26 protein-coding genes are annotated in these 25467 nt (G+C 52.4%); 5 read left to right on the forward strand and 21 right to left on the reverse strand.

Going from position 1 to position 25467, the window contains the following annotated elements:
• The 9 genes from yqeK to KNP83_RS09940 all read right to left on the reverse strand — a co-directional run bounded on the left by yqeK (position 1) and on the right by KNP83_RS09940 (position 5659).
• Positions 1-558 (reverse strand): bis(5'-nucleosyl)-tetraphosphatase (symmetrical) YqeK, encoded by a 558-nt coding sequence (yqeK, locus tag KNP83_RS09900; protein ID WP_214762314.1) that lies wholly within the window; start codon positions 556-558, stop codon positions 1-3.
• Positions 548-1117 (reverse strand): nicotinate-nucleotide adenylyltransferase, encoded by a 570-nt coding sequence (locus KNP83_RS09905; RefSeq protein ID WP_214762315.1) that lies wholly within the window; start codon positions 1115-1117, stop codon positions 548-550. The genes yqeK and KNP83_RS09905 overlap by 11 nt, the downstream gene beginning before the upstream one ends.
• Positions 1114-1410, reverse strand: a complete 297-nt coding sequence (gene yhbY / locus KNP83_RS09910; protein WP_034776635.1) for a ribosome assembly RNA-binding protein YhbY — start codon at positions 1408-1410, stop codon at positions 1114-1116. The genes KNP83_RS09905 and yhbY overlap by 4 nt, the downstream gene beginning before the upstream one ends.
• A 5-nt stretch (positions 1411-1415) precedes the next feature.
• Entirely contained in the window at positions 1416-2201 is a 786-nt protein-coding gene (gene aroE / locus KNP83_RS09915) for a shikimate dehydrogenase (protein ID WP_214762316.1), read from the reverse strand.
• Positions 2198-3310, reverse strand: a complete 1113-nt coding sequence (gene yqeH, locus KNP83_RS09920; RefSeq protein WP_214762413.1) for a ribosome biogenesis GTPase YqeH — start codon at positions 3308-3310, stop codon at positions 2198-2200. Before yqeH ends, aroE begins: the two co-directional genes overlap by 4 nt.
• A 134-nt stretch (positions 3311-3444) precedes the next feature.
• Positions 3445-4071, reverse strand: a complete 627-nt coding sequence (locus KNP83_RS09925) for a YqeG family HAD IIIA-type phosphatase (protein WP_021066653.1) — start codon at positions 4069-4071, stop codon at positions 3445-3447.
• Between the two features lie 128 nt (positions 4072-4199).
• Positions 4200-4982, reverse strand: a complete 783-nt coding sequence (locus KNP83_RS09930; protein WP_214762317.1) for a phosphatidylserine decarboxylase — start codon at positions 4980-4982, stop codon at positions 4200-4202.
• Positions 4979-5398, reverse strand: coding sequence for a thioredoxin family protein (locus KNP83_RS09935; protein ID WP_214762318.1), 420 nt, complete (start codon positions 5396-5398; stop codon positions 4979-4981). Before KNP83_RS09935 ends, KNP83_RS09930 begins: the two co-directional genes overlap by 4 nt.
• A 66-nt stretch (positions 5399-5464) precedes the next feature.
• The gene (locus tag KNP83_RS09940) at positions 5465-5659 is read right to left on the reverse strand and encodes a YjzD family protein (protein ID WP_021066656.1); all 195 of its coding nucleotides are present in this window, start codon (positions 5657-5659) and stop codon (positions 5465-5467) included.
• A gap of 164 nt (positions 5660-5823) precedes the next feature.
• Between KNP83_RS09940 and KNP83_RS09945 the strand changes: the two genes are divergently transcribed.
• Entirely contained in the window at positions 5824-6636 is an 813-nt protein-coding gene (locus KNP83_RS09945) for a Cof-type HAD-IIB family hydrolase (RefSeq protein WP_214762319.1), read from the forward strand.
• Between the two features lie 45 nt (positions 6637-6681).
• On the opposite strand, the gene KNP83_RS09950 is transcribed toward KNP83_RS09945, so the two are convergent.
• The 11 genes from KNP83_RS09950 to KNP83_RS10000 form a co-directional block, all read right to left on the reverse strand.
• The gene (locus KNP83_RS09950; RefSeq protein ID WP_214762320.1) at positions 6682-7353 is read right to left on the reverse strand and encodes a 5'-methylthioadenosine/S-adenosylhomocysteine nucleosidase family protein; all 672 of its coding nucleotides are present in this window, start codon (positions 7351-7353) and stop codon (positions 6682-6684) included.
• Positions 7354-7423: 70 nt separating this feature from the next.
• Entirely contained in the window at positions 7424-8272 is an 849-nt protein-coding gene (locus KNP83_RS09955; protein ID WP_021066659.1) for a YitT family protein, read from the reverse strand.
• A 145-nt stretch (positions 8273-8417) separates the two neighbouring features.
• Positions 8418-10715: a glycoside hydrolase family 65 protein gene (locus KNP83_RS09960; RefSeq protein ID WP_214762321.1), complete on the reverse strand. Its 2298-nt coding sequence runs from the start codon at positions 10713-10715 to the stop codon at positions 8418-8420.
• A 212-nt stretch (positions 10716-10927) separates the two neighbouring features.
• Positions 10928-11335 (reverse strand): general stress protein, encoded by a 408-nt coding sequence (locus KNP83_RS09965; protein WP_214762322.1) that lies wholly within the window; start codon positions 11333-11335, stop codon positions 10928-10930.
• Positions 11332-12141, reverse strand: coding sequence for a YsnF/AvaK domain-containing protein (locus KNP83_RS09970; RefSeq protein WP_214762323.1), 810 nt, complete (start codon positions 12139-12141; stop codon positions 11332-11334). The genes KNP83_RS09965 and KNP83_RS09970 overlap by 4 nt, the downstream gene beginning before the upstream one ends.
• Positions 12142-12228: 87 nt before the next feature.
• Complete coding sequence (locus tag KNP83_RS09975) at positions 12229-13212, reverse strand: YsnF/AvaK domain-containing protein (protein ID WP_214762324.1); 984 nt, start codon at positions 13210-13212, stop codon at positions 12229-12231.
• Between the two features lie 233 nt (positions 13213-13445).
• Positions 13446-14489, reverse strand: coding sequence for a LacI family DNA-binding transcriptional regulator (locus KNP83_RS09980; RefSeq protein ID WP_214762325.1), 1044 nt, complete (start codon positions 14487-14489; stop codon positions 13446-13448).
• A 51-nt stretch (positions 14490-14540) separates the two neighbouring features.
• Positions 14541-16052 (reverse strand): alpha-amylase family glycosyl hydrolase, encoded by a 1512-nt coding sequence (locus KNP83_RS09985; protein ID WP_214762326.1) that lies wholly within the window; start codon positions 16050-16052, stop codon positions 14541-14543.
• A gap of 23 nt (positions 16053-16075) precedes the next feature.
• Positions 16076-16909, reverse strand: a complete 834-nt coding sequence (locus KNP83_RS09990) for a sugar ABC transporter permease (protein ID WP_214752414.1) — start codon at positions 16907-16909, stop codon at positions 16076-16078.
• A gap of 1 nt (position 16910) precedes the next feature.
• Positions 16911-18263, reverse strand: a complete 1353-nt coding sequence (locus tag KNP83_RS09995) for a carbohydrate ABC transporter permease (protein ID WP_214762327.1) — start codon at positions 18261-18263, stop codon at positions 16911-16913.
• 105 nt (positions 18264-18368) lie between these two features.
• Positions 18369-19634: an extracellular solute-binding protein gene (locus tag KNP83_RS10000; RefSeq protein ID WP_214762328.1), complete on the reverse strand. Its 1266-nt coding sequence runs from the start codon at positions 19632-19634 to the stop codon at positions 18369-18371.
• 372 nt (positions 19635-20006) lie between these two features.
• Here KNP83_RS10000 and KNP83_RS10005 point away from each other — a divergent pair, with 372 nt between their 5' ends.
• Both KNP83_RS10005 and KNP83_RS10010 read left to right on the forward strand, forming a co-directional pair.
• Complete coding sequence (locus KNP83_RS10005; RefSeq protein WP_214762329.1) at positions 20007-21791, forward strand: glycoside hydrolase family 13 protein; 1785 nt, start codon at positions 20007-20009, stop codon at positions 21789-21791.
• Positions 21792-21947: 156 nt separating this feature from the next.
• A complete protein-coding gene (locus KNP83_RS10010; protein WP_214762330.1) occupies positions 21948-23306 on the forward strand; it encodes an MATE family efflux transporter in 1359 nt (452 codons plus the stop codon).
• A 39-nt stretch (positions 23307-23345) separates the two neighbouring features.
• On the opposite strand, the gene KNP83_RS10015 is transcribed toward KNP83_RS10010, so the two are convergent.
• Positions 23346-24080, reverse strand: a complete 735-nt coding sequence (locus tag KNP83_RS10015) for an enoyl-CoA hydratase/isomerase family protein (protein ID WP_214762331.1) — start codon at positions 24078-24080, stop codon at positions 23346-23348.
• A 155-nt stretch (positions 24081-24235) separates the two neighbouring features.
• Between KNP83_RS10015 and ybaK the strand changes: the two genes are divergently transcribed.
• Both ybaK and pssA read left to right on the forward strand, forming a co-directional pair.
• The gene (gene ybaK, locus KNP83_RS10020; protein WP_214762332.1) at positions 24236-24700 is read left to right on the forward strand and encodes a Cys-tRNA(Pro) deacylase; all 465 of its coding nucleotides are present in this window, start codon (positions 24236-24238) and stop codon (positions 24698-24700) included.
• Between the two features lie 20 nt (positions 24701-24720).
• A complete protein-coding gene (gene pssA / locus KNP83_RS10025) occupies positions 24721-25419 on the forward strand; it encodes a CDP-diacylglycerol--serine O-phosphatidyltransferase (RefSeq protein ID WP_214762333.1) in 699 nt (232 codons plus the stop codon).
• Positions 25420-25467: the final 48 nt, after the last annotated feature.

Consider the following 25467-nt stretch of genomic DNA (forward strand, 5'->3'; position numbering starts at 1 on the left):
CTAGGGTGTTTTCACAAAATGGTTATACGTCTCAATCGTCAGCGGGAAAATCCGCACCGACTTGTTCAATAAATAAGCAATCGTCTGGCGCAACGTCGCGACGACGGCCGCTTCGAGCGAACGGTCCGCGAGGTCACGCAAGTCGTCGACGCCTGGATACGACCGATTCGGTTCGATGGCGTCCGCAACGAATAAAATCTGGTCGAGCCGGGACATGCCCGGTTCTCCGGTCGTATGGTTCTTGATGGCGGACACGACAGCCGGGTCGAGGTCATACGCTCGGTCTAACAGGATGGCCCCGACCGGCGCATGCAACAGTTCGTCATCGAACGCAAGCAAACTCGGATTGAGATTCTCCTCTACCACGACTTGTCGCATCATGTCGGCGTCCAAATATTTCGCATAGTCGTGCAACATGGCCGCCAGTCGCGCCGCTTCCACATCGGCCCCGTACAAGCGGGCCAACCGTTCGGCCGTCTCGACGACACCGAGCGTGTGGATATAGCGTTTCTCGGGCAGCGTCGCCTCAATCAATGATTGTGCTTCCTCATACGTCATACAAGTCGCGCTCCTTGATATAAGTTTCGACATCGACCGGGACGAGATACTTGATGGACTTGTCCCGTCGCGCCCGTTCCCGGATATCGGTCGACGAGATCTCGAGTTGCGGCATATCGATCGCGCGCACATCTGCCTGTTTCGGGATGCGGTAGCGGCTGCCCGGACGCGCGACGGCCCCGAACGTGACGAGGGTGACGAGCGTCTCGTAATCGTACCACTTCTCGAGAGATTCGAGCGAGTCCGCCCCGATCAAGAAATAGAACGTGTCGTCCGGGTACACGTCCCGCAACCGTCTCATCGTCTCGACCGTATACGACGGCTCGTCACGTTCAAACTCAATTAAGTTCAGCTTGAACGCGGGGTGGTCCGCAATCGCCCGCCGGGTCATTTCGATTCGGTCTTTGGCCGGGCTGAAACCCGCCTTGTGGGGCGGAATCGCCGCCGGCAGAAACCAGACCTCATCGAGCTCCAACTGTTCGCGCGCCTGCTCGGCAATCAACAGATGACCGAGATGCGGCGGGTCGAACGTGCCTCCCATCAGGCCGATGCGGCTCATGGGAGTTTGATTTGGCGATTTTCTTTCTCAGTCGCCTGTTTGTACAAGACGATGACTTTTCCGATGACTTGAACGACTTCGGCTTTCGTGCCTTCAGCCAATTCTCCGGCTACGTCTTTCGGCGTATCGGCACAGTTTTGTAGCACTTGCACTTTCAAGAGCTCACGTTTCTCGAGCGCGTCGCTGATGTCTTTGCACATCGCTTCGCTGACCCCATTTTTTCCGACTTGATAAATCGGCGAGAGGTGGTGTGCCTCGGCACGTAAAAAGCGTTTTTGTTTACCTGATAACATACTATTTATTCCTCCAATAAGTCTTCAATTAACTTCATTCCGACAAGTTGATCCGGTCTCACACCTGTCCAATATTCAAACGCCAAAGCGCCTTGTCCGACGAACATGGCAGTTCCGTTGACGATTTTCGCGTCTGCTTCGGCGGCTTCCTTTAAAAACGGTGTGACGAGTGGACGATATATGATATCACAAACGACGGTATTTTGTCGTAAACCTTTTAACGATCGTGGCGAATCGACGCCGTCCATGCCGACCGATGTCGTCTGGATGATGACGTCGTACCGTGCGATATCGACATCCGACAGCGCCAGCGCTTCGATGCCGAACGCGTCCGCGAGACGCTCCGCCCGCTCTAAGGTGCGATTCGTGACCGTGACGGCACGGGTCGGCAAGGCGCTGATGATGCCACGCGCTGCCCCGCCTGCTCCGATGACGAGCACACGGCCCGTCCAATCGGTCCAACGGTCGAGGGCGGCGACAAGGCCGGCACCGTCCGTGTTCGTCCCAATCAGCTTCCCGTCTCGCTTATACACCGTGTTGACGGCTCCGGCAGCTTCGGCCGCCGGATCGAGCGCGTCCAAGTACGGGATGACGGCCTCTTTATACGGGATGGTGACGTTGAATCCGTCCCAGACGCCGTCACGCATCTGTTGAAACATGTCAGCGAGTTCTTCCGGGGCGACGTCGAGCGCCTCATAGCGCCCGAAAAGCCCAGACGCTCTCAGCCACTGCTCGTGCAGGACGGGAGAGAGCGAATGAGCAATCGGGTGACCGATGACGGCCAGTCTCATACGAGCGCCTCACGCAATGTGACGGCAACTCCTTTTGGTGCCCACGCGGCGATGCGTCCACCTTTTCCGTGAATCGCGACCCAACCGAGTCCGCTGAAGACGATGTCTGTCTTGACACCGTCACGGAGACTGAACTCGTGACGCACGAGCGGTGGCAACAGTTGCAACGTCTTCTCGTTCGGCGGGTTGAGCATCTTACCGATATGGTTTTCGTATAGTTCATCTGCTTTGTCGAGCTTGGTCCGGTGTGTCTTCAACTCGTTCGACATGTAGACAACGAACGAGCGTTTGTTGCCCTCCATGTAATCGAGACGGGCGAGTCCACCGAAGAAGAGTGTCTGCTGCGGGTTCAATTGGAACACGTGCGGCTTAATCTCTTTTTTCGGCGTGATCGTCTTCAAATCTTTCGCATCGACATAATGCGCCATTTGATGACGGTTGATGATTCCCGGTGTGTCATACAAGTTCGCATCATCGTCGAGCGGGACGTCAATCAAATCGAGTGTCGTTCCCGGGAAATGACTGACCGTGATGATGGCCTCGTCCTCTGCCCCAAAACGCTTGATGATTTGGTTGATGAGCGTCGACTTCCCGACGTTCGTACAACCGACGACATAGACGTCCTTGCCTTTACGATAATATTCGATTTTTTCTGCGAGCTCGTCGATGCCATGCCCTTTTTTCGCACTGATCAAGTGCACATCGACCGGGTTCAAGCCGAGTTCTTTCGCCTCAGACTTCATCCAGTTGGCCATCCGGTTCGGGTTGACTGACTTCGGCAACAAATCGACTTTGTTCCCGACCAAAAAAACGGGGTTCGTGCCGACCGAGCGTTGAAGCCCTGGCAACCAGCTGCCATTGAAGTCGAAGATATCGACGATTTTGATGACGAGCGCTTCCTTGGCGCTGATGCCGTTCAAGATGCGCAAGAAGTCGTCATCTGTCAATTCGACGTCTTGGATTTGATTGTAGTGCTTCAATTTGAAGCAGCGTTGGCAAATGACGATCTCGCGATCGAGTGCCGATTTCGGTGCATAACCGGCACCGGTCGGGTCTTCCGTTTGAATGGCGACACCGCAACCGGCGCAATAACGTGTTGTTTCTTCCATAATGTTGTCTGCTGTCATTTAAGTTGCCTCTTCTTCATTCACTGTAGCGCCTCGCCGCTACTCCTGAAGCGTTAATTCCGACGCCTTACGCGCCGTACATGGACAGCCTCCTTCTTCCTGTGCGTTCGAGGTCCTTATTCATCTTTTTTATGTGAATCTTCGGAACGTGAGTGCATCGCTTCCCCGATTTTTTCAGCGACCGCCACTTTGGCGCGCTTCGCATCGACGGCGAGCTCCTCAACTTTTTTCGTGATTAACACGTACTTCCCGCGGCGTTTCATATGGGCGAACACGACTTTTTCAAGCATGCGATTGAACTTCGTGACGAGTCCGTCCGTCTTGACGACCGGTTGCACGTGGATGACGTGAATCCCGGCCATGTTGGCGCCGAGTACGTCCGTGAACAATTGATCGCCTAAGAAGATGGCTTCTTTCGTCGAATAGCCATATTTCGCGAGCGCCTGTTTGAATCCAGACGGCAGCGGCTTTTTCGCACGTGCCACATAGTGAAGGCCGAGCGGTTCCGTGAACGTACGTACGCGGTTCTCGTTGTTATTCGAGACGACGATGACATCGAGTCCGTGTGACTTCACTTTTTCAAGCCATAGCAAAAGAAGCTCTGGTGCGTGCGGGACGTCCCAGGCCACGAGTGTATTATCAAGGTCCGTCAAAATGACGCGTACCCCACGGTCTTTCAATTCTTCAAGGTCGATGTCAAATACTGACGCGACGAACTGTTTCGGATAAAGTCGATTAAACACGGTTAAATTCCTCCAATTAGCTAAAGCGATTCAACTACTATACATGTAGTGATATCCCTTCTATGGTAAACGAAAACCGACCAAACGACTAGTGTATCGTTCGGTCGGCCTGAAAAAGTTTTAAAAAATCAACCGTTTTGCATCGTTCCGATGACTTCTCCAAGTCGGACCGAGCCGATTTTGGCTGGATCGATGAAGACGCGGCCTTTCTCAAAACAGAGGATGACGGTCGAACCGAACGAGAAATAACCGACCTCGTCGCCCTTGCAGGCATGGTCACCTTCAAGCGTCCATTCGATCGTATTGACGTTCAACGCACCGACCATGATATGTTCATATCGTCCGGCCGCCGTCTCGAAGCGTGTGACGCGTCGGTAGTTGCGTGAGAGCGGACGAACCGTCTCCGTCAACCCGATGTCATTCACCGGGGCCGAACGGTCGCCGAGTTCATAATGGCTGAGCACTCGCCCGGCGAGCGGGACGTGGACGCGATGATAGTCACGCGGGCTCAAGTAAAGGACGCAGACCGTACCGCCGGCGTAACGTCTCGCTTCTTGTTGCGAGCCGAGCAGCTCAGCGAGCGTGTACGACTGACCCTTGACCTCGAAGCGGCTGTCGTCCGTGATATCGGCCACGATGGACAGCTTTCCGTCACACGGCGCGACGACCGAGCTCGGGTCGGCGTCAATCGGCCGGGCATCCTCTTTCAAATGACGCGTAAAAAAGGCGTGCAGGCTTGGATACGCCTCAATCGGTTCCGCCGCTTCATCAACGTTGATTTGATACGTTTTCGCAAACGACGGAATGAAGGCCCGACTCGCTGTTGATTCAGCGAAGGCACGGAGTCGCTTGGCGATGACCGGGGTCGCGTTCAACTCAAACAAAGTCTGATATAAGCGGCGTTTGATCACTGTGTGCCCTCCTCGTTTTTAAAGAACGTCTCGTACTGTTGCTCGGAGACGGCGCCTTCGACACGTCCGACTTCTTTTCCATCTTGGAAACGAATCATCGTCGGTGTCCCGTTGATGCCGTAAGTCGTCCAGACGTTGTGGTCGGCCAAGTTGATTGACACGGCGTCATACTCTTCGATGAGCGGTTCGACGTACGGTTTGACTTGCTCACAGTATTCGCAGCCGGTCTGCCAGAAATAGACGACAACTTCCTCTTCTTCTGAAATCTTCGTCTCGAGCTCGTCCGGTGTGACCGCGTTGACGCCTGTCTCCTCGTTCGCATTGTTCAAGAAGAACAACAAGCCGAGTCCGATGACGATGATCACTCCGATGATGGCGAACGTGATAAAGTTCGCCCGTTTGGCACTGTTTTTCATGGTCAATTCCTCCTCTTAATATAAAAAGAACTGACTCGGATATGAGTCAGCTTGGTTGTAGACGTCTTACTTCTCTTGTGCGACGTCGCTAATCCCCATATCTTGGTTAAGCGTGTCTAAGAGTACAATAAAGATTGTGATGACGACGCCAAAGAATGTCGCGAGCATCGCGTTGAACGTCACGCCATCGACAGCAGAAATGATAAAGATTGCTGTATTCGAAAGCAAGATCGCCCAGAACAATGTGACTAAGTAACGCATCGATAGTCCCCTCCATCTCACAGATGATTCATGAAAAATTCATACGACCTTAGTATAGCATTGTTACCGTAAAATGTGCGACCTCGATTGTATATTCTTTCCGTCGAAACGGGAAATATGATACGGTTTGAGAAATAAGCAACTCGGAGAAAAGAGGAAACCCTATGTCACGTTATTTAATCACAGTCGATTTAGATGGAACGTTGTTGCGCGACGACAAGACGATCAGTGAGCGCAACGTGCGCGCGCTTCAAGCCGCCCGTGAGGCGGGTCATGAAGTCATGATCGCGACCGGACGCCCACAACGCCATTCAATCATGTATTACGAAGAACTCGGTTTGACGACACCGCTCATCAACTTCAACGGCGCGCTCGTCCATCATCCGAAAGACCCGTCATACGAAGTGACGCACCGGCCGATCCCGCTCAAGACGGCCCACGAGATTATCGAAGAAGTGTCGGACACGAAAGCGCACAATATCGTCGTCGAAGTGACCGATCACGTCTACTTCCATAAAGACCCGCAAGAGTTTTACAGCCCGTACGCCGAGCGTGCGCTCAGCGTCACATCGGGTAACTTGCTCAAGCACTTGCAGGAAGAGCCGACATCACTGCTCATCCATGCGACGAAAGAGCACGTCGACAACGTCCGCGCTCGTTTGAACAAAGTCCATGCCGAAGCCGTGTTGAACCGCCAATGGCGCATGCCGGAGCACATGATCGAAGTCATGAGCCAGAACACGTCGAAGGCGCTCGGGTTGCGTGAAGTGTCGAAGCATCTCGGCATCAACCGTAAAAACATCATCGCGTTCGGTGACGAGGAGAACGACCTCGAGATGCTCGACTACGTCGGTACCGGCGTCGCGATGGGCAACGCCATCAGCCAGTTGAAAGCCGTCGCGGACGAAGTGACCGCGTCGAACATGGAAGACGGCATCGCCATCTACCTTGAAGAGAAACTCGGCATCAAAGCATAATCCACACACCGACTGTTCATACAGTCGGTGTGTTTTGCGATTTGCCTAAAGAAAGCGCATCAAATAGTCGTCAAAAATCTTCGTCATCACTTTCGGGGTATTGGCCAAATACACATTGATTTGCTCCGCATTCGAGGCAACGGCGTCACCTTGTCTCTCGTCTGTCGGAAAGTCAGAGATGCCTTTGATGATGACGCATTCGACGTCATTTTTCTGACAGATATACGCGATGGCACCCGCTTCCGTATCCGCGATCGTGATGTCGTGTTCCTTCAGTTCCAGGTAGTCGTTCCACATCACGACCGCTCGATCCGCCGTCGCGATCGTCCCCGTCAAAAAATCATCCCCATAGTGCGCCAGCGGAATCTCGACGATGAACGATGGCTTGATCAGCGGCTCCACTTTTTTGACCGTGCAGTCGTATTGGACGGCGCGATGGGGCACAAACACATCCAACTTGCCGAACGTGTCATCGATGCCGGCACATGTCCCGACGACAATCACTTTCTGTAACTCAAAGCGGGATAGCATATACTGATTGGCCCCGACCCCGTTCGCTTTCCGCACACCCGTGCTGTAGAACACGAGTTCGACGTCGTCCAGCGTCCGCATGAACCACTCGCCATACGGGTAGCTGAACCGCTCCTCCGTTTCGACGTCATAATACGCCAATGCCGCTTCGTATTCCCATCTCGTCGCAATGCTGACTCCAACCATCAGGCGTCCCCCTCACATTTAATCTCTATCTATAGAATAACCCCCGCTGAGCGTTCAGCGGGGGTTTATTTTAGCGTCGGAACGCACCTTCGACATCTTCAGTCGGGACCATGTTGATGAAGACGCTCGGATCGGCATCTTTACAGATGCGCGTGATTTCACGCACTTCGTGGCGTTGGGCGACCATCATGAGCGTCGCCTTCTCGACTTTCGAGTACGTTCCGATCGCCGGCATGAGCGTGATGCCGCGGAAGACGTGCTGATGCAGCTCTTTCGTCACTTCGTCCGGATGGCTCGTGACGATGAAGAGCGTCTGGCGCTGCGTATTCGTATAAATCTCATCGATGACTTTCGACGTCACATATAAAAAGACGATTGTATAGAGCGCGGTCTGCCAACCGAACAACGCACCGGCCCAAAGCGCGATCATCATGTTCATGAGGAACAGATAGACGCCGACCGAGTTGTTCGTGAACTTTGCTAAGATGAGGGCGACGATATCGAATCCGCCGGTCGAGGCACCGAAGCGAATCGTAATCCCCGAACCGATGGCGAGCAAAACCCCGCCGAACACGGCGTTCAACAGCGGGTCGTCCGAGATGATTGACGACTGCGGAAGCACGCGAATGAACACGGTGACCGCCGCGACGCTGATCAACGTATGAATCATCATGTTCTTGCCGAGCATGAAATAACTGACGATCAACAGCGGCACGTTCAGGACGAAGAACCAAATTCCTTCCCCGAGCTCAAACGGCGTCCCCGCAAACAGTTGCGTAAAGATTTGGGCAAGCCCCGTAAATCCGGTCGAGTATACCCCCGCCGGGATTAAAAATAATGTCATAGATAATGCAACGAACACTCCCCCGATAATCGAAACGATTCCGATGCGAGCGTGTTCTTTAACGGCTTCCGTCAAGTTTTGTCTCTCCTTTCAAAAATGGCTAAGAATCAAGATAACATAGTTTTCTGGTGCTGCCTACCATAAAAATAATGGGATGTGTCCGCGCTTCCCATAAAAAAACAAGCCGGCCGGGGCCGACTTGTTGAGCTGATGCGTTTGGTCACGCTTTCACTGTCTCGATTGTCACAGCATCATTTGCCGGGACCGTGACGACGTTTCCGTACACGCGGATGTTCACGTCCGTGCCACCCGTCTGTTTGATCGTCACTTGTTCACGCGTCGACGTGACCGTCAAGTGATGATCGCGCCAGAGCATATTGAACGAGTATCCGTTCCAGTCCTTAGGAATCATCGGACTGAACGTGAGCTCCGAATCGAGGGCACGCATGCCGGCGAAACCATGAACAATCGACATCCATGAACCGACCATCGACGTGATGTGAAGCCCGTCTTCCGTGTCGTTGTTATAGTTGTCGAGATCAAGTCGGGCCGAACGTTGGTACAACTCGACCGCCTTATCTTCATAGCCGACTTCGGCCGCAATGATCGAGTAGACGCAAGGCGACAAGCTCGACTCATGGACCGTGCGAGGCTCATAGAAGTCGAAGTTGGCACGCTTCTGTTCGACCGTGAAGCGGTCACTGAACGTATACAGTCCTTGGAGCACGTCCGCTTGCTTGATGAAGTTCGAGCGAAGGATACGGTCCCACGACCAGTTTTGGTTGAGCGGCAAATGTTTCGGGTCGAGGTCTTTCACCAAAATCTGTTCTTTATCCATGAAGCCATCCTGTTGCATGAACACGTCCGGAACGAGGTCATCTTTCGGATAATACATCTTCGTCTGGATATCGTTCCACTTCGCGAGCTCTTCATCTGAAAGACCGAGTGTCGCGATCAGTTCTTCAAGACGCGCCGGTTCTGCTTCTTTCAAGTAGTTGTACACGTCTTGGGTGTATTCGAGCGTCCACGCGGCAATCAAGTTCGTATACCAGTTGTTGTTGACATTGTTGTCGTATTCGTTCGGACCTGTGACGCCTAGAATCATATACACGTCTTTGTGCGGGACAAAGTTGACGCGGCTAGCCCAGTAACGCGAGATCTCGACCAATACTTCAAGTCCGTATTGACCTAGGTACGACTTGTCGCCGGTGAAGTTCGTATAGTTGAAGATGGCGTGCGCGATCGCACCGTTGCGGTGAATCTCTTCATGCGTGATTTCCCACTCGTTGTGGCACTCTTCCCCGTTCATCGTCACCATCGGGTAGAGGGCGCCTTCCATGCCGACGTTCTTGACCGAGTTCTCTTTTGCTTGCGGCAATTGGTTGTGACGATATTTGAGCAAGTTCCACGACACTTCCGGCTTTGTCGTCGCCAAGTAGAAGTGGAGGCAGTATGCTTCCGTGTCCCAATATGTGGCGCCGCCGTATTTCTCACCGGTGAACCCTTTCGGTCCGATGTTGAGGCGTGAGTCCTCACCTGTGTAGGTTTGATACATATTGAAGATGTTGAAGCGAATCCCTTGTTGGGCCTCGACGTCACCGTCGATGCGGACGTCCGCGTCTTCCCAACGCGCGAGCCACGCTTCTGTCTGCTCGGCGAGAAGTGTTTCAAAGCCTTTTTCGAACGCCATCTCGACACGTTGCATCCCGATCGGCTGCAATTCCTCGATTTCATAATCACGGTTCGTGACAACAGAGACGTACTTGTACGCCGTCACTGTCTTGCCGACTGGCGCAGTAACTGTGAACTTGTTGGCGACGTAAAGGTCCGTCGCGTCGAGCACTTCACAGCGTGCCCCTTCGACGTCAGCGATCATCGATGCCGTGACGTGCCAGTCGAGTTTCTTCGTTTTCGTTGTCACGAACCCGAAACGCTCTTCGACGCCGTGTTCGACCGGCAGCCAGAACTTCTCGTCATAGTTCGAGTCTTCGTTGACGACATCGCCGTCCAAGTAAGGTGTGAACTCGACTTTCGCTTCATAGTTGACGGGAGTGACGTTATAACGAATCGCCAAAATTTCTTTGTCGACGATGGAGAAGAAACGGACGACTTCGACGTTCGTCTCTTCCGTCCCGTTCACGAGTGTGAACGTCCGTGTCAAGACACCGCGTTGCATATCGAGTTCACGCGTAAAGTCTTTCACTTCCCACTTCGCCAAGTCGACCGGCGTCCCGTTGATGGCGACACGAAGCCCGACGACGTTCGTCGCGTTCAACACTTTAGCGAAGTATTCCGGGTAACCGTTCTTCCACCAACCGACACGTGTCTTATCTGGATAATAGACACCGGCCACATAAAAGCCTTGGTGTGTATCGTTTGAATATTCTTCCTCAAAGTTGCCGCGCATCCCCATATGACCGTTCCCGAGCGAGGTGATCGATTCCGCCAGGCGGTTTTCTTCCGGATGTAGGCCTTTCTCCGTTACTTTCCATTCGTCGACTGCAAACAATCGTTTCATCTGTCTGCCACTCCTTTTTCTCTACAAGGCTACTTGTCATCAGACAAACGAATCATGCAACCGTTTGTCTATGAAAGCGCTGTATTTCAATCTCACCTCTCATTTTACACGACTCGCACGAGAATGCAATCGTTTGCATAAAATTTTTTCTTTCTTTTTAGAGCAAACAAAAAAACCTATCACCCTTTTCAGTAAGGGTGTAGGTCTTCTCGTCACTTGTCTTGGTCGCGTCCGAACGTCGCGTTCGCCTCGTGCCCCTCGAACGCCGGGTTGTTCCCGTCATTAAATCCCGTGTCCGGCTCATCGAGAATCAAGGCGTAGCCGCCTTTCAAAATATCGCCGTACGCCCGGTTGACGTCGTCGTCAGCGAGACCGAGGTCGAGCAACGCCCGTTTCACTTCCTGCTCACCTTCGGCTACACCCGCAAACTTTTGCATCCAGTTCGCGCTCGCTTCTTCCACTTTCGCATCGGTGTCCCGTTTGACGAGCGAAACGTCTTCTTTGTCCCGCGTGACGACATACAAGTCACTCTCGTTATATCCTTCCTCGGTCAGTTGATTGATTTTGGCGACGAGGGCCGCCTCGTCTTGATACGTGTCTACAAATTGTCGTCTGCTCATCGTGTCTCATCCTTTCGGGTTGTCTGGTCATGAATCGTGACGTCGGCCTGGCCGACCTCGGTCACTTCGATTTCTTCTTTACGGATCGTCTCCGTCATCGTCTTGACGTCTTCGGTCACTTGTTTCCGGACGATAATCTCTTCGACGACGACAGGACGTTTGACGATGAACGCCCGCTCCTCGATGACTTGAATCCGGAGATGGTCCCCTTCGTCAATCGTACGAATACCGGGCTGATTAAAGTCATAGTCCTCGAGCACATCTTCCGACCCTGATGTCCGCTCCACATGAACCTGTTCCCTGCGGACCGGGACTTCAATCTCTTCAACTGTCTCCACGACTTGTCGATTGATGACGACCTCACCCGTTTGAACGGCTTGTTTCTCAACGCTCAACCGTTCCTCATGCAAGGCGAGCGTCTGTTCTTCCGTCCCTGCTTCTCGTTTCACCTTCGGACGCCCGGGGTTTACACGCTGTTCGGAACGGTCAGCATCGACATAAAGGAAGAGCCTTCCTTGCTCGACCTCGCGGGCGAAGCGATCTTGTTGTTCCGGCGTCAAGCGCATGCTGCCGAGCCAGCGCTCAATCGGTCGTTCGCTCGACGTGACGAGTGAGGCGACCGTACCCGGTTCATCGGTGACGAGCACATATAGCTTCGACTGACGTCGAATCGCGTCCGCGACGTCGGCGCGCTTAACGAGGACGTACATATCCTCTTCGGCATAGCCTTCTCGTTTCAAATCGACGGTTCGATTGAGCAGTGCCTCCGGTTGGTCAAATACTTCAGAGATAATCGCATGTTTCATGGCATTCGTTCCTCCTATGGTTACTTGGCGAAAAAAAGGATGGTCCCTCAGAGAGAGCCATCCTTGTCGAGGTGCTTGGTCAATCGATCACAGGCGGTCACGCTCATCGCGACGTGTGCGGTCGAAATCATGGTCGCGATCACGATGGCGAAGGTCGTCTTCGCCTTCAATGTGCGCTTCTTCTTTACGCAACGTCTCACGTACCGTTTCTGTATCTTTCACCTTCTCTTTGCCGACGACAATCTCTTCGGCGACGACGTCTTTCTTCGTCACATCGACACGCTCTTCCGTGACTGGCACGCGAATTTCATCGCGGTCCGTCGTCGCATCGAACGAATGTCCTGTCGCTTCACGGTCTTCGTCGACACGGCGACGCTCAACGTACACTTCATCGTGCTCGACTTCGACATCAACGCGTTCCTCGCGTTCGACGACATCTTTCTCGACGCGAACTTCACCGGTTTGCACGCGTTCCTTGTTTACAAGGAGACGCTCTTCATGCAACTCGAGTTTCTGTTCGTCTGTCAAGTCTGTCCGGTTGCGAATGTCTTCATCCATGTCATTGAAGCGGTTCGAGTCGACACCTGCGCCTGTTGCACCGATGCCAGCACCTGTCACGCCAGTCCCCGCTCCTGTTCCGAAATCACGTGCGGTCATATTGCCCGCCTCGTTGCCTTCTGATCCGTAACCGGCTGATGTACGGCCGCCTTCAAACGTATCGTTACGTCCGTCGTCAAACACGCCGTCATTCTTGTCGACCAATAGGACCATGCCGCCGTTCTCGATGTCTTGATGATGACGTGCCGTCTCTTCTTCTGAGAAGCCGAGTTTATCGAACGTGTGACGAACTTCGTCTCCGCCGTCTGCGACTCCAAAGAAACGATCGAGCCATGACGCTTTCGTTTCTTTTACTTCTGCATCCGTTTCGCCGCGAACCATCGAAAGGTTCGATTTATCTTTCACAATGACGTACAAATCATCTTCGCGATGCCCCTCGGCGCGAAGTTGATCAATTTTTGACACGAGTTCTGATTCCTGATAGTAAGTGCCTACATAACGTTTGTTATCCATGATTGTATCTCCCTTTCAAAATCTTTATTTTTTTGGTTCTAGGCTGGGCGGATTCGTAATGATCTGCCATTCGGCCGGTAATCTAGATGTTCCCTTGCAACTCCGTTTCATGCATTTCTTTCACAATTGTAATCTTTTTGTAACGATATGACTTTTGGCTGATTGCTTTTGCTTTTACTATATGTATCTGAATCGCACAAAAAAACCTTCCGCTTTTGACAGAAGGTTTCATCTCATTCAACGATTTCAGTTTTCTTTTTCTGACCGCATGACTGGCGAACGACCAAATAATGCGGGACGATGACGCGTTTGCCGTAAGGTGGCGCGCTATCTCCAATCTGTTCAATCAGACAGTTTGTCGCCTCGAAACCGAGGCCGAAGATGTTGATTTCGACCGACGTGAGCGGCGGATTCGAGTGCTCGGCGATATAGACGTTGTTGAAGCTGACGACGGCGACGTCCTCAGGTATTTTAAGCCCCATCTCGCTGAGCGTGCTGATGACACCGAGCGCCATCATATCATCACTGACGACGACCGCGGTCGGCGGTTCTTCTAATTGGAGCAACTCCCGCACGGCTTTGGCGCCTCCCTTGGTCATGAACTCGGCACGGGCGATATAGTCTTCCCGAACCGGGATGCCCGCTTCCATCAACGCTGTCGCGTACCCGTTGCGACGATCTTGTGTGACGGCGAGTTTATCTGATCCCCCGATGAAGGCGATGCAGCGATGGCCGAGATTATATAGATGTTTCGTTACTTCGCGCCCTGCCAAATAGTTGTCCGTGTCGACATACGTGATCGACGAGGCATCGCCGAACGGTTTCCCGACGACGACGAACGGGAATTTCGTCTGGCGTAAATATTGGACGACTTTGTCATCTTCACGCGAGTACAAGACGATGACACCGTCGACGCGACGGCCTTGGACCATCTCGATGACACCCGACAACACCTCTTCTTCGGTCACGCCCGTCGTCATGTAGAGCGAATAACCGTTTTGATGGGCTTTCGTGCTGATCCCACGCATTACTTCAGGAAAAAATGGATTTTGTAGCGTCTTCGTCGCTGCGCTCGGCATGACGAGCCCGATCGACTGCGTCGAGCGGTTGGCGAGGCTTCGCGCGTGAATGTTCGGATGGTACCCGAGTTCTTCCATCGAACTGCGTACACGCTCTTTTGTTTTCTGACTGATACGCGGACTGTTGGCGATGACGCGAGACACGGTCGACGGTGCGACATTGGCGTGTTTGGCGACATCTTTAATCGTGATTTGCATGATGCTCCCCCTTGCTTCCGTTAGTTCAAAGTTCCCTATCACAGGGTATCGTCAACTCGCGCTCTTGCGACGCTTCCACATGACCAATCCAGTCAAGAAAATCGGGATGGCGATGACAAGCAGACCGATCGTCCACATGTTCACTTCCGACTCCTCGACAATGTAGGCGTTCGCGCTTTCTCCTGCGAGCTTGATGGTGAACGTGTCACGTTTGTCGGTGACAAGTTGTGAGAACAAGAGACCACGAAGGCGTGTATCTTCTCCGACTTCGCTTACCTCGAATTCAATCTCTCTGTCCTCGGCGTTCATATTGATGGCATACAAGGCGACATCGTCGCCGTCACGACGCTCGAACACGGCCATACCGTCTTTCGAGGCGATCATACGTTGTTCCCCGGTCGCGAAGACGGGATATTCCTCTCGCATCCGGTTCATCATCGTGACGTATTCATGGAGTTCTTCATTTCCAGGGAAATCGGTCATGGCCCGGTTCGCCGGATCAGCGCCGCCGGATTGAGCGTTCTCCGTCCCTTGGAAGACGATAGGCATCCCTGGTGATGCATACAGGGCAAACAATCCGAGGCGTAGGCGACGCTCGGCCGACTCGGCCCCGCCGAGTTCCGCGACGTGCATGAATCGCTCCACGTCATGGTTATCGAGGAACGTCGCCATTTGGTTCGGGTCATTGAAGAACGTCTCGGCATAACTCGCGGCCACGTCGATTTCATCCACGTTCGCCGTCTTTTGCGTCATCGTCTTCGACACGCGGTCATAAAATGTGAAGTTCGTGATGCTATTGAAGCCTAGGTCGTCATATTCCGCGACGTACTGTGGATCCGGATCGAATACTTCGGCCAACAAATAAAAGTCGGGATCAACGGCGCGCACCGCTTTGACGAAGTCTTCCCAAAACGGTTTGTCGACGTGACGTACCGTATCGAGACGATACCCGTCAATACCGGTCTCTTCAATCCAATGCGTGGCCGCCTCGAGTAAGTAGTCTTTCACTTCCGGGTCTTCCGTTTTGAAGTCCGGCAAATCGAACAGCCAGTGCGTCTCGACTTGTTCTTGGTCGTTCCAGAGCACGATTGGCAACTCGTCATGGAACCAGTCCGGGCGTTCTTCGACCCATGGGTGTTTCGGTCCGACGTGGTTGACGACGAAGTCGAGGATGACTTTCATGTCACGCTTATGGGCCTCATCGACGAGCTCTTGCAAATCTTCTTTCGTCCCGAACTGGGGATCGATGTTATAAAAATCTTTAATCCAATATCCGTGATAACCGTCCGGCATGTTTTCAAACACCGGTGTCAACCAGACGGACGTGAATCCGAGCGACTCGATATAATCGAGTTTTTCGATCACGCCGCGGATATCGCCCCCGTGAAAGGCTTTCGGATCCTCTTTGTCGACCTGGGCGTTGTTGTCCGGATTCCCGTCAACAAACCGGTCGACCATGATAAAGTACATGCGTTCCTTTTCCCATGATGCTGCTTCTTTCGCTCCGACGATTGTTGGAAACAAAAGAAGCGACAGAAGAACGAGCACGACGCCTCGCCTCATATCGCTTCCCCCTTAAGTGAGTATTATCCTTTCGTACCACCGGCAGTGAGACCCGAGACGAAGTAGCGTTGGAACATGAAGAACAAGAGGACGATTGGGAGGGCCGAAAGGACGGCGCCTGCCGCGAACAACGTGAAGTTGTTGTCGAACTGTCGAGAGATCATGTTGTAAAGACCAACCGCGAGCGTCTGTTTCTCTGGTGAACGAAGGACGAGCGATGCCAAGATGAAGTCGTTGAACGGGCCCATGAAGTTGAACAAGGCGATCGTTGCGACAATTGGCTTCGCGAGCGGCAAAATGATTTGCCAGAAGATACGAAGGTGACCGGCACCATCCATCCGAGCGGCTTCATCGAGCTCTTTCGGAATCGTATCGAAATAACCTTTTGCCAAATACGTGTTCATCGGGATCGCGCCTCCGGCATACAGCAAAATGAGGGCTGTGTGCGTATCGAGAAGGTTGAGCATGTTCAAGAGCACGTAGATGGCGATGATGGCAACGAATTGCGGGACCATTTGTAAGACGAGGAACATGACGAGCGAGTTCTTACGTCCGACGAAACGATAACGCGAGAAGACATAACCTGTAATCGTTACCAAAATGACTGAGAGCAACATTGTGATGACGGCAATTTTTAATGTGTTCACATACCATAAACTATAATCCGAAATCGATAGATCAAACAAGTTTTTATAGTGAATAAATGTCGGATTCGACGGAATGATGGTCGATGTGATCGTACGACCCGGGTTGAATGACGTCCCGACCACCCACAGCATTGGATAGAGAATGATGATCGACGCAAGCGTCAAGATGACATAAGAGAACGCCAAATTGATTCGTTTTTGTTTTTTCATATCAGATCATATCCTCGTCTTTGAAAGATTTTGTCCGACGGAACTGGATGACGGCAAGTGTCATGATGAAGAATGACAAGATGAGCGTGATCGCAGCCGCAAGTCCGTATTGCGGGTTGGCCCCGAGAGACAATTTGTAAATCCAAGAAATCAAGATGTCGGTACCGCCGGCCGTTTGGCCCGGTACAGCTGGTCCACCACCGTTGAAGAGATAGATGATGTTGAAGTTGTTGAAGTTGAACGTGAACTGCGTGATGAGAATCGGTGCTGTTGCGAACAAGAGCATCGGCAATGTGATCAAACGGAACTTATCAAAGATGGTCGCACCGTCAATCGTTGCCGCTTCATACAAGTCACCCGGGATCGATTGCAAGACCCCAGTCATGAGCGTCATGATGAACGGGAAGCCGAGCCACCATTGAATCAAGATGAGCGCGCTGCGCGTCGCCGTCGGGTCGGTCATCCAGTTGATCGGATCAAGCCCGAACGCTGGAAGAATCGTCGTATTGAACACCCCGAACGATTCGTTGAACATCGAACGGAAGATCAAAATCGTGATGAAAGCCGGTACGGCCCAAGACAAAATCAAGATCGAGCGGAACAAGCGACGGAAACGAAGACCTTCTTGGTTCAATAGAACCGCAAGGAAAATCCCGATCGCGATGACCCCGACCGTCGAAGCGACCGTCCAGACGAGTGTCCAGCCGAGAACGCCGACGAACGTGTCACGGAAAATGTCAATTTCAAAGATACGTGTGAAGTTTTCGATTCCGACCCATTCCACGAGCTTCGCTGGCGGTGCGTTGTTGTAACGATAGTTCGTGAAGGCAATCAAGAATGTAAAGATCAATGGAAGAATAACCGTGAAGACGAGCAAGATGAGCGACGGAATTAACATCAAGTACGGGAATCCGTGGTCGCGCAAGTTGCGAAGTTGCACTTGGAACGTTGCAACGTTTAGGTGCTGATCACGAATGCGACCGACTCGGTAAGCGTCACGAATGTTCCAGACATAAAATGCGATACCGAAGAAAAGTAAGATTAACGCGACAATACCTTCTACCATCAAGAAGATGGAATGGTCGTTACGAGGTCCTGCCACTTCGCCAAGCGTGATCAATCCCCAAAGACCTCCACGGTCACCAGGTCCAGCGCCCGCTCCTTTGAAAAAGAGATCGTAGTTTACTGCAAAATAAGACATGATGATAATAAAGAAAGCAATCGCCTTCGCTTTTTGGTTGTTATAGAATTGGCCGGCCCCCGGAATGATCGAGAGTAATGCAGCGTTCCGAGCATGATTGGTCGGTTTGTCCGGACGTTGTTCCGGCGTATTCGGTTTCGGAATTGAAGCCATCCTCAATTTCTCCTTTCAATTTGAGCAAATCAATCGAGCAAGCGTTTGCTCAATTCTAGAAAATGAGGGGGAACGCCAGTCGGCGTACCCCATCATCTCTTGTCCTTATTGGTTGTTTGCTTGGATTTGTTGCTCGATGACTTTAACAGCATCGTCAGCTGATTTTTGTCCATCTTGCTTGCCAGTCGCTACGAGCTGAAGTGCTTGTGCCATTGGCTCCCAAACTTGTCCCATTTCAGGAATGTTAGGCATTGGGATCGCGTTCGTTGCTTGATCGAATACCGCTTTCGCAACTTCGTTCGACGTGATTGCCTCGTTCGACTCGAGTGCTGCTACTGGTGGGATCTCGTTGTATGCTTCGAACATTTTCAATGCGTTCTCTTCGTTCGTGAGTTCTGCGAGGAACATTTCAGCCCACTCTTGGTTCTCCGTGTAAGCAGAGAGTGCGTATGTCTTCACGCCCATGAACGTTTTGATTGGCTCACCGTTTGGAAGAGTCGGCAATGCAGACGCTCCGAGGTCGACACCCGCATCTTGATAACCCGCTACGGCCCATGGTCCGTTCATGACAGTGTGTGCTTTCTTCTCAGTGAAGAGTTGGTCCATCGCTTGGCCACCAGACTCGCCGATCAATCCTTTAGGGAAGAGGCCTTCTTGGTACCATTTGCCGATGTAGTCGAAGCCTTCAACTGCGCCTTCGTTGTTCAAACCGATGTCTGATGGGTCGAGGGCGCCGCCGTCTTCTTTGAAGACGTAGCCACCGAAGCCGGCTACTACACCGTGAGCGAAGTAGAAGTTATCCCAAAGACCGAGGAATCCGTACTCGCCTTTGTCTTTAAGATCTGTAGACAACTTGTACAAGTCGTCCATTGAAGTAGGAGCTTCTGATACCAAATCCTTGTTGTACATGAGGACTGGTGTTTCAACTGATTTCGGGTAGCCGTATGCTTGTCCGTCGAACATGACAGCCGATTTCGAAGCGTCAGTGAACGCGTCAAGTGCGCCTTCGTCAGTAAGCGGAGCCAAGTGACCTTGGTCAGCGATTGTTCCGATTTGGTCATGTGGTACGAGAACGATATCTGGACCTTTACCAGCTGGGCCATCAAGCGCCAACTTGTCTTTTTGATCCGTCATTTGGACTTCAACGACTTCAACTGCGACGCCGTGTTCTTCTTCAAACGCCTTCGCAACTTCTTTCGTCGTTTCCGACTTTTCAATATCTTCCCAAATTACGATTTTTTCTGGCTTGTTCTCGTTAGTAGAACCGCCTTCGTTAGTAGAACCGTTGTCTGTACCGCCACCACATGCAGCAAGTGCACCGAAAGCGAATACTGCCGTTGATAGTCCTGCTACCATTTTTTTCATCTTCATGATGAAAAACCTCCCCAAGGAATAGTATGGTCAGATTTGCGCAATCGCACCGACCTACTGATTTTAAACAACTCCGCTACAGAATCAGTAGGTTAGTGAAAACGTTTGCATCCTCACCTCAATTTTTATTATACAGTTGTGTAAGCGTTTTACAAGACTTTTTTTTTAGGAATTTTTCCTGCGGTTGTCCCGTTTATCTCTTTTTGAAGTTTTTATAGGTGTTTTTCTTATAAAATGAGGAATCGGACGATTGACAAAATGTAAACGCTTTATTAACCTTTGTTTGAGCAAACGTTTTCACAACTGTTGTTTCTTTTCTGAACATACAGTGTAAAATGGTAACAACCCTAAGAGAGAAAGGAACGATTTCATTTGATTAAAGAAGCTATTTATCATCGCGCCATGTCGCCTTTCGTGTACAAGTATGACCGAGAAACGATACATATTCGATTCCATACGAAAAGAAATGATATCCAATCTGTTGACTTAATTTGGAATGATCCGTACGACTGGCACTCAGAAGATCCGGCCATGTGGAACTTCGACCCGGATAAACCGAGCTTCTGGCGCACGTTCGAGACGCCGATGGAGAAAATTGGTCACGACGACCAATACGACTATTGGTTTATCGCCATCAAGCCGCCATTCCGTCGGCTACGCTATGGCTTCCGTCTCCATGACGGTAACGAGACGGCCGTCTATACAGAAAAAGGATGGTTTGAAGATAAGCCACTCGATGACACGGGCTACTATTTCTGCGTCCCGTTCATCAATCCAATCGATATCTTCCACGCCCCGTCATGGGTGAAGGATACGGTCTGGTATCAAATCTTCCCGGATCGGTTCGCAAACGGCGACTCGTCACTCGATCCCGAAGGTACGTTGCCGTGGAATAGTACCGAGCCGACGGTCACCAACTTCTTTGGCGGCGACTTCCAAGGAATCATCGATCATATTGACCACATCGTCGACCTCGGCATCACCGGCATTTACTTTTGCCCGATCTTCAAGGCAACGACGAACCATAAATATGATACGCTCGATTATATGGAAATCGATCCACAATTCGGGACGAAGGAGCAGTTCAAACAACTCGTCGACCTTCTCCATGAGAACGGGATTAAAGTCATGCTCGACGCAGTGTTCAACCATGTCGGTTACAACCACCCGTGGTTCCTCGACGTCGTCGAGAACGGACCACAGTCCGAGTACCGGGACTGGTTCTATCTTCGCGACTTCCCGATCGAGACGACACCGAAGCCGAACTATGATACATTCGCGTTCGAGAAGAACATGCCTAAAATCAATACGGAGCATCCGGCGTTGAAAGCTTATCTATTAGAAGTGGCCCGCTATTGGGTGGAAGAGTTCGGCATCGATGGCTGGCGCTTAGACGTCGCGAACGAAGTCGACCACGCGTTCTGGCGCGACTTCCGAAAAGTCGTGAAACAAGCGAACCCTGAGGCATATATCCTCGGTGAAATTTGGCATGACGCGCAGCCATGGCTTAACGGCGACCAGTTTGATGCGGTCATGAACTACCCGTTCACGAACGCGAGCCTCAACTATTTCGCGCTCGATCGGACGTCTGCTTCCGAGTTCCGTGACGAATTGACGCGCGTTGAAATGATGAACACGATGAACGTGAACGAAGTGACGTTCAACTTGATTGATTCACACGATACGCCGCGTGCCCTCACCCGGGCGAAAGGGCATAAAGGCAAGCTCAAGTTGCTCATTACGTCGATGCTCACGTACACGGGTAGTCCGTGTATTTATTACGGGGATGAAATCGGTCTCGAAGGTGAGCAGGACCCTGGCTGCCGCCGCTGCATGCCGTGGGATGAGACACAGGAAGACCGTGAGCTGTTCCGCTATGTCCAAAAATTGATTCGACTTCGCAAAGAGCACCCGGTACTCGCGAACGCCGGATCGTATCGTTTCAACCTCGTCGACGACGAGTCGAACGCGCTCATCGTCGAACGTTGCACGAAAGACGAGACGTATTTGATATACTTCAATAACTCAGAGACGGTATCGAAACTGAACCCGCTCTGGCATACGGGAAGCGCTTACGATTTGCTTCACGACCGCGATGTAGACTCTCTTGAAGTCGAGCTCGCACCGTTCAGCGCCACGATTTTGAAAATGAAATAAATTCGGTTTTGCACCCGTTTCAGCGGGTGTTTTTTTTGTTGAAAATAATTTGCCAAATCCCTTTCTTTTTCATTTCAAAAGGAGTAACATGACCCTTGTGATTTTGACAACGTAAATATTTTATAGAGAGAATTGTAGAAACAAGGGAGAATACACATGCCGAATAAAAACACCGAACAGCTCAGTCTATTTAAAATATCGTGGCCGATCTTCATCGAGCTCGCGCTCCATATGGGGACCGGGATTATCGCCACGCTCATGCTTGCCCATTACTCCGATGCCGCCGCTTCTGCCGTCGGCGTCGCCAACCAAATTTTGAACGTCTTCTTAATCGTCTTTAGCGTCACCTCGGTCGGTGCGACCATCTTGATTGGTCAAGCGATCGGCGCCAACCGGATGAAGAAGAGCCGCGACTTCGCCCGTTCTGCCGTCAGCTTGAACATGTGGCTCGGCGTGATCATGGTCGCCGTCGTGTTCTTGTTCGGCGAGACGTTCCTCCGCCTGTTCGGTCTATCGGATGAGCTGTTCGACCACGGTCTCTTGTTTTTACAAATCGTCGGGTTGTCGCTCTTTACCGAGGCGCTCATCATGGCGCTCAGCTCCGTCCTCCGGAGTCACGGGATGACGAAGCATGCGATGCTCGCGACGCTTCTCATCGATATCATCACGGCTATCGGGGCCATGATTGCTGTCATGGGTTGGTTCGGGCTTCCGGTCACAGGTGTCGCCGGCGTCGCCTGGGCCATCGTCATCGCCCGATTCTCGGCGATGGTGCTCTTGTTCTGGATCGTCAAGAAGCGCCTCATGCTCCGCTTCCCGCTCAAAAAATTGATTAAGCCGCAGCGCGACGACATCCGCGCCTTGCTCCAAATCGGGGTACCGTCGGCCGGAGAGAACTTGTCGTATCAGTTCTCGCAAATCATCATCACGGGATTCATCGCCACAATGGGCGAGGCGTCCCTCGCCGCCCGTGTCTACGTCATGAACTTGTCGATGCTCGCTTTCTTGTTCACTGTCGCCGTCGCGCAAGGGACACAGCTGTTGATTGCCCGTGACATCGGCGGGAAACGATTCAAAGAGGCGTATACACGCGCCGTCAAGACGTTGAAGCTCGCCATGTTCGCGTCGCTCGTGGCCTCACTCGGACTCGCCGTCTTCGGCAAGTCGTTGCTCGGCCTGTTCACGTCGAACCCGGACATCATCGCCGTCGGCGTACCGATTTTATGGGCGACGCTCATCTTGGAGCCAGGTCGTGCCATGAACATCGTCTTGATGGGGTCGCTCAAGTCGGTCGGTGACGTCCGCTTCCCGGTCATGATCGGAATCGCCTCAATGTGGGGCGTCGCCGTCGTCTTCAGTTATTTGTTCGGACTCCAGATGGGGCTCGGCGTGCTCGGGATTTGGCTCGCCTTCTCACTCGACGAGTGGTTCCGCGGTTTCTTCGCCTTCCGGCGCTGGAAATATGGGACGTGGCAACAAAAAGGCTTCCAATTCGAAGCAAAACCAACTTCATAACCAACCAAAAAGAAGCGGTCGCTGTGACCGCTTCTTTTTTCATCGATTTAGGAACGCCTGCATCGCCTGGCGATGAACGTCCGTCTGCCCACACTTCCGTTGCCAGACAATCTCTTGTTCGAGCCCGTCCTCGAATGAGTCCGCACGGAATAGCGCCTTCATGCCTTGTACCGCCGTCGGTGACTTGGCTGCGAGCGTCTCGGCATATGTCGTCAACCGCTCCAAGTACGCCTCATCCTCGACGAGTTCGGTGACGAGACCGAACGTTTGGGCCTGTTCGGCGTCAATCGTGCTGCCGCTCCACATCCAAGCAAGTGCGAGATCGGACCGCATCAAGCGTCGTAAATGGTAAGGTCCCCCGGCATCAGCGACCAGTCCGATTTTGATGAACGCCGAACTGAACTTCGTCGACCGGGCGACGAGGCGGACGTCCGCAGCGAGTGCCAGACTGAGCCCCGCCCCTGCGACGACTCCGTGAATGCCGGCGATGATCGGTTTCGGACAATCGGCGAGCGCTCGCACGAGCGGATGATACACCTCTTCTAAATACACCCCATAGTCGGCGTCACTCTCAATCGTCAAATCCTGTCCCGACGAGAAGGCACGCCCTTGACCGACGAGCACGATGACGTGAACAGTCTCATCTGCCACGAGCTGCTCCATCGCTTCCCTCGCCTCACGAAGCAACGTTTCGTTTAACGCGTTCAATTTTTCCGGCCGGTCCCATTTCAGCCACCCGACGCCGTTCCGCTGTTCCAGTTGAATCGTTTCCATCCTGATTTCCCCCTTCATAATAAAATGAATCACTATTCATTTCTCTATCATGGATTCTGTTTCCTTCTTGTCATGAAAACTTTCCGAGTTCGATTGCCCGACGCTACCACTATTTGCTATTCTTAAAAGAGTCGTTCAACGAAAGGGTGGTCCCGATGCAACTGACAAACGCCGCAAGACAACTGAAACAACGGAACGTCCCGTTCACGTATCACACGTACGAAGTGGACGAGTCCGACCTCTCGGCCAAACATGTCGCTGCAACACTCGGTAAACCGCTCGACCAACTGTATAAAACGATTTGTCTCGAGAACGAGCAACGCCGATTCGCCTTCTTTTTGATTTCAGGAGAACTCGATATCGACTTAAAGGCGGCCGCAAAGGCCTGGGGTGTCAAAAAGGCTTCGCCCGTACCGGTGAAAGAGCTCGAGGCGCTGACCGGGTACATCCGCGGTGGGGTCTCGCCGATCGGTGCGAAGAAGCGCTTCCCCGTGTTCCTTCACGACAGCGCCAAACAAAAAGACACGATCATCATCTCGGCCGGAAAGCGCGGCTATCAACTCGAACTCACACCGGCCGATTTGCTCCGGTTCACGGACGGCCGCTGGTTCACTCAATAAAAAAGATGGAGGCAATATCTATGTGGAAAGAACGAATCCGCTCGTGGATTCCTAACTCATTTACGTTCGGCAACTTGTTCTGTGGCGTCTTGGCCATCGTTTATGCGGCGCGTGGCGACTATTCGAACGCGACGTTATTGATTATCATCGCCATGATGCTCGACAGTCTCGATGGACGGCTGGCCCGTATGCTCGGTGTGGCCGGTGATTTCGGGAAAGAACTCGACTCGCTCGCCGATGTAGTCACGTTCGGGGTCGCCCCGGCATTACTCGCCTACTATACGTTTTTTATCGACTACGGCAACTACGGTCTTTTCTTCGCCGCCTTATTCCCATTGTTTGGCGCCTACCGCTTGGCCCGCTTCAACTTATCGGCGACGAACGTCTCGGCCAGCTACTTCTCAGGTGTCCCAATCACTGCGGCCGGCGGATTGCTCGCCGTCGTGACGACGTTCGGGGATCGTATCAGCGAGTTGCTCACCCCAATCTTTTTCACGGGGCTCGCATTGCTCATGGTCAGCCGCGTCCGCATCCCGAGTTTCAAAGATGTACCGCTCCCGCGCCATTCATTTATCATCACGGTCAGTCTCGTCTACTTGACGTACATGATTCTGGCCCGCTGGAAAGAATGGCCGTCGTTCTGGTTCATCGCGGTCACGTTCTATGTCTTATTCATCGCTTTCTCGTTCGTCAAGAAACGAAAACGGATGGCGAATTGATGAGTCCCTCTCGACGAGGGGCTCTTTTTTGCATGCATTTATTAGACG

Source organism: Exiguobacterium sp. s146 (assembly GCF_018618415.1).
GTDB lineage: Bacteria > Bacillota > Bacilli > Exiguobacteriales > Exiguobacteriaceae > Exiguobacterium.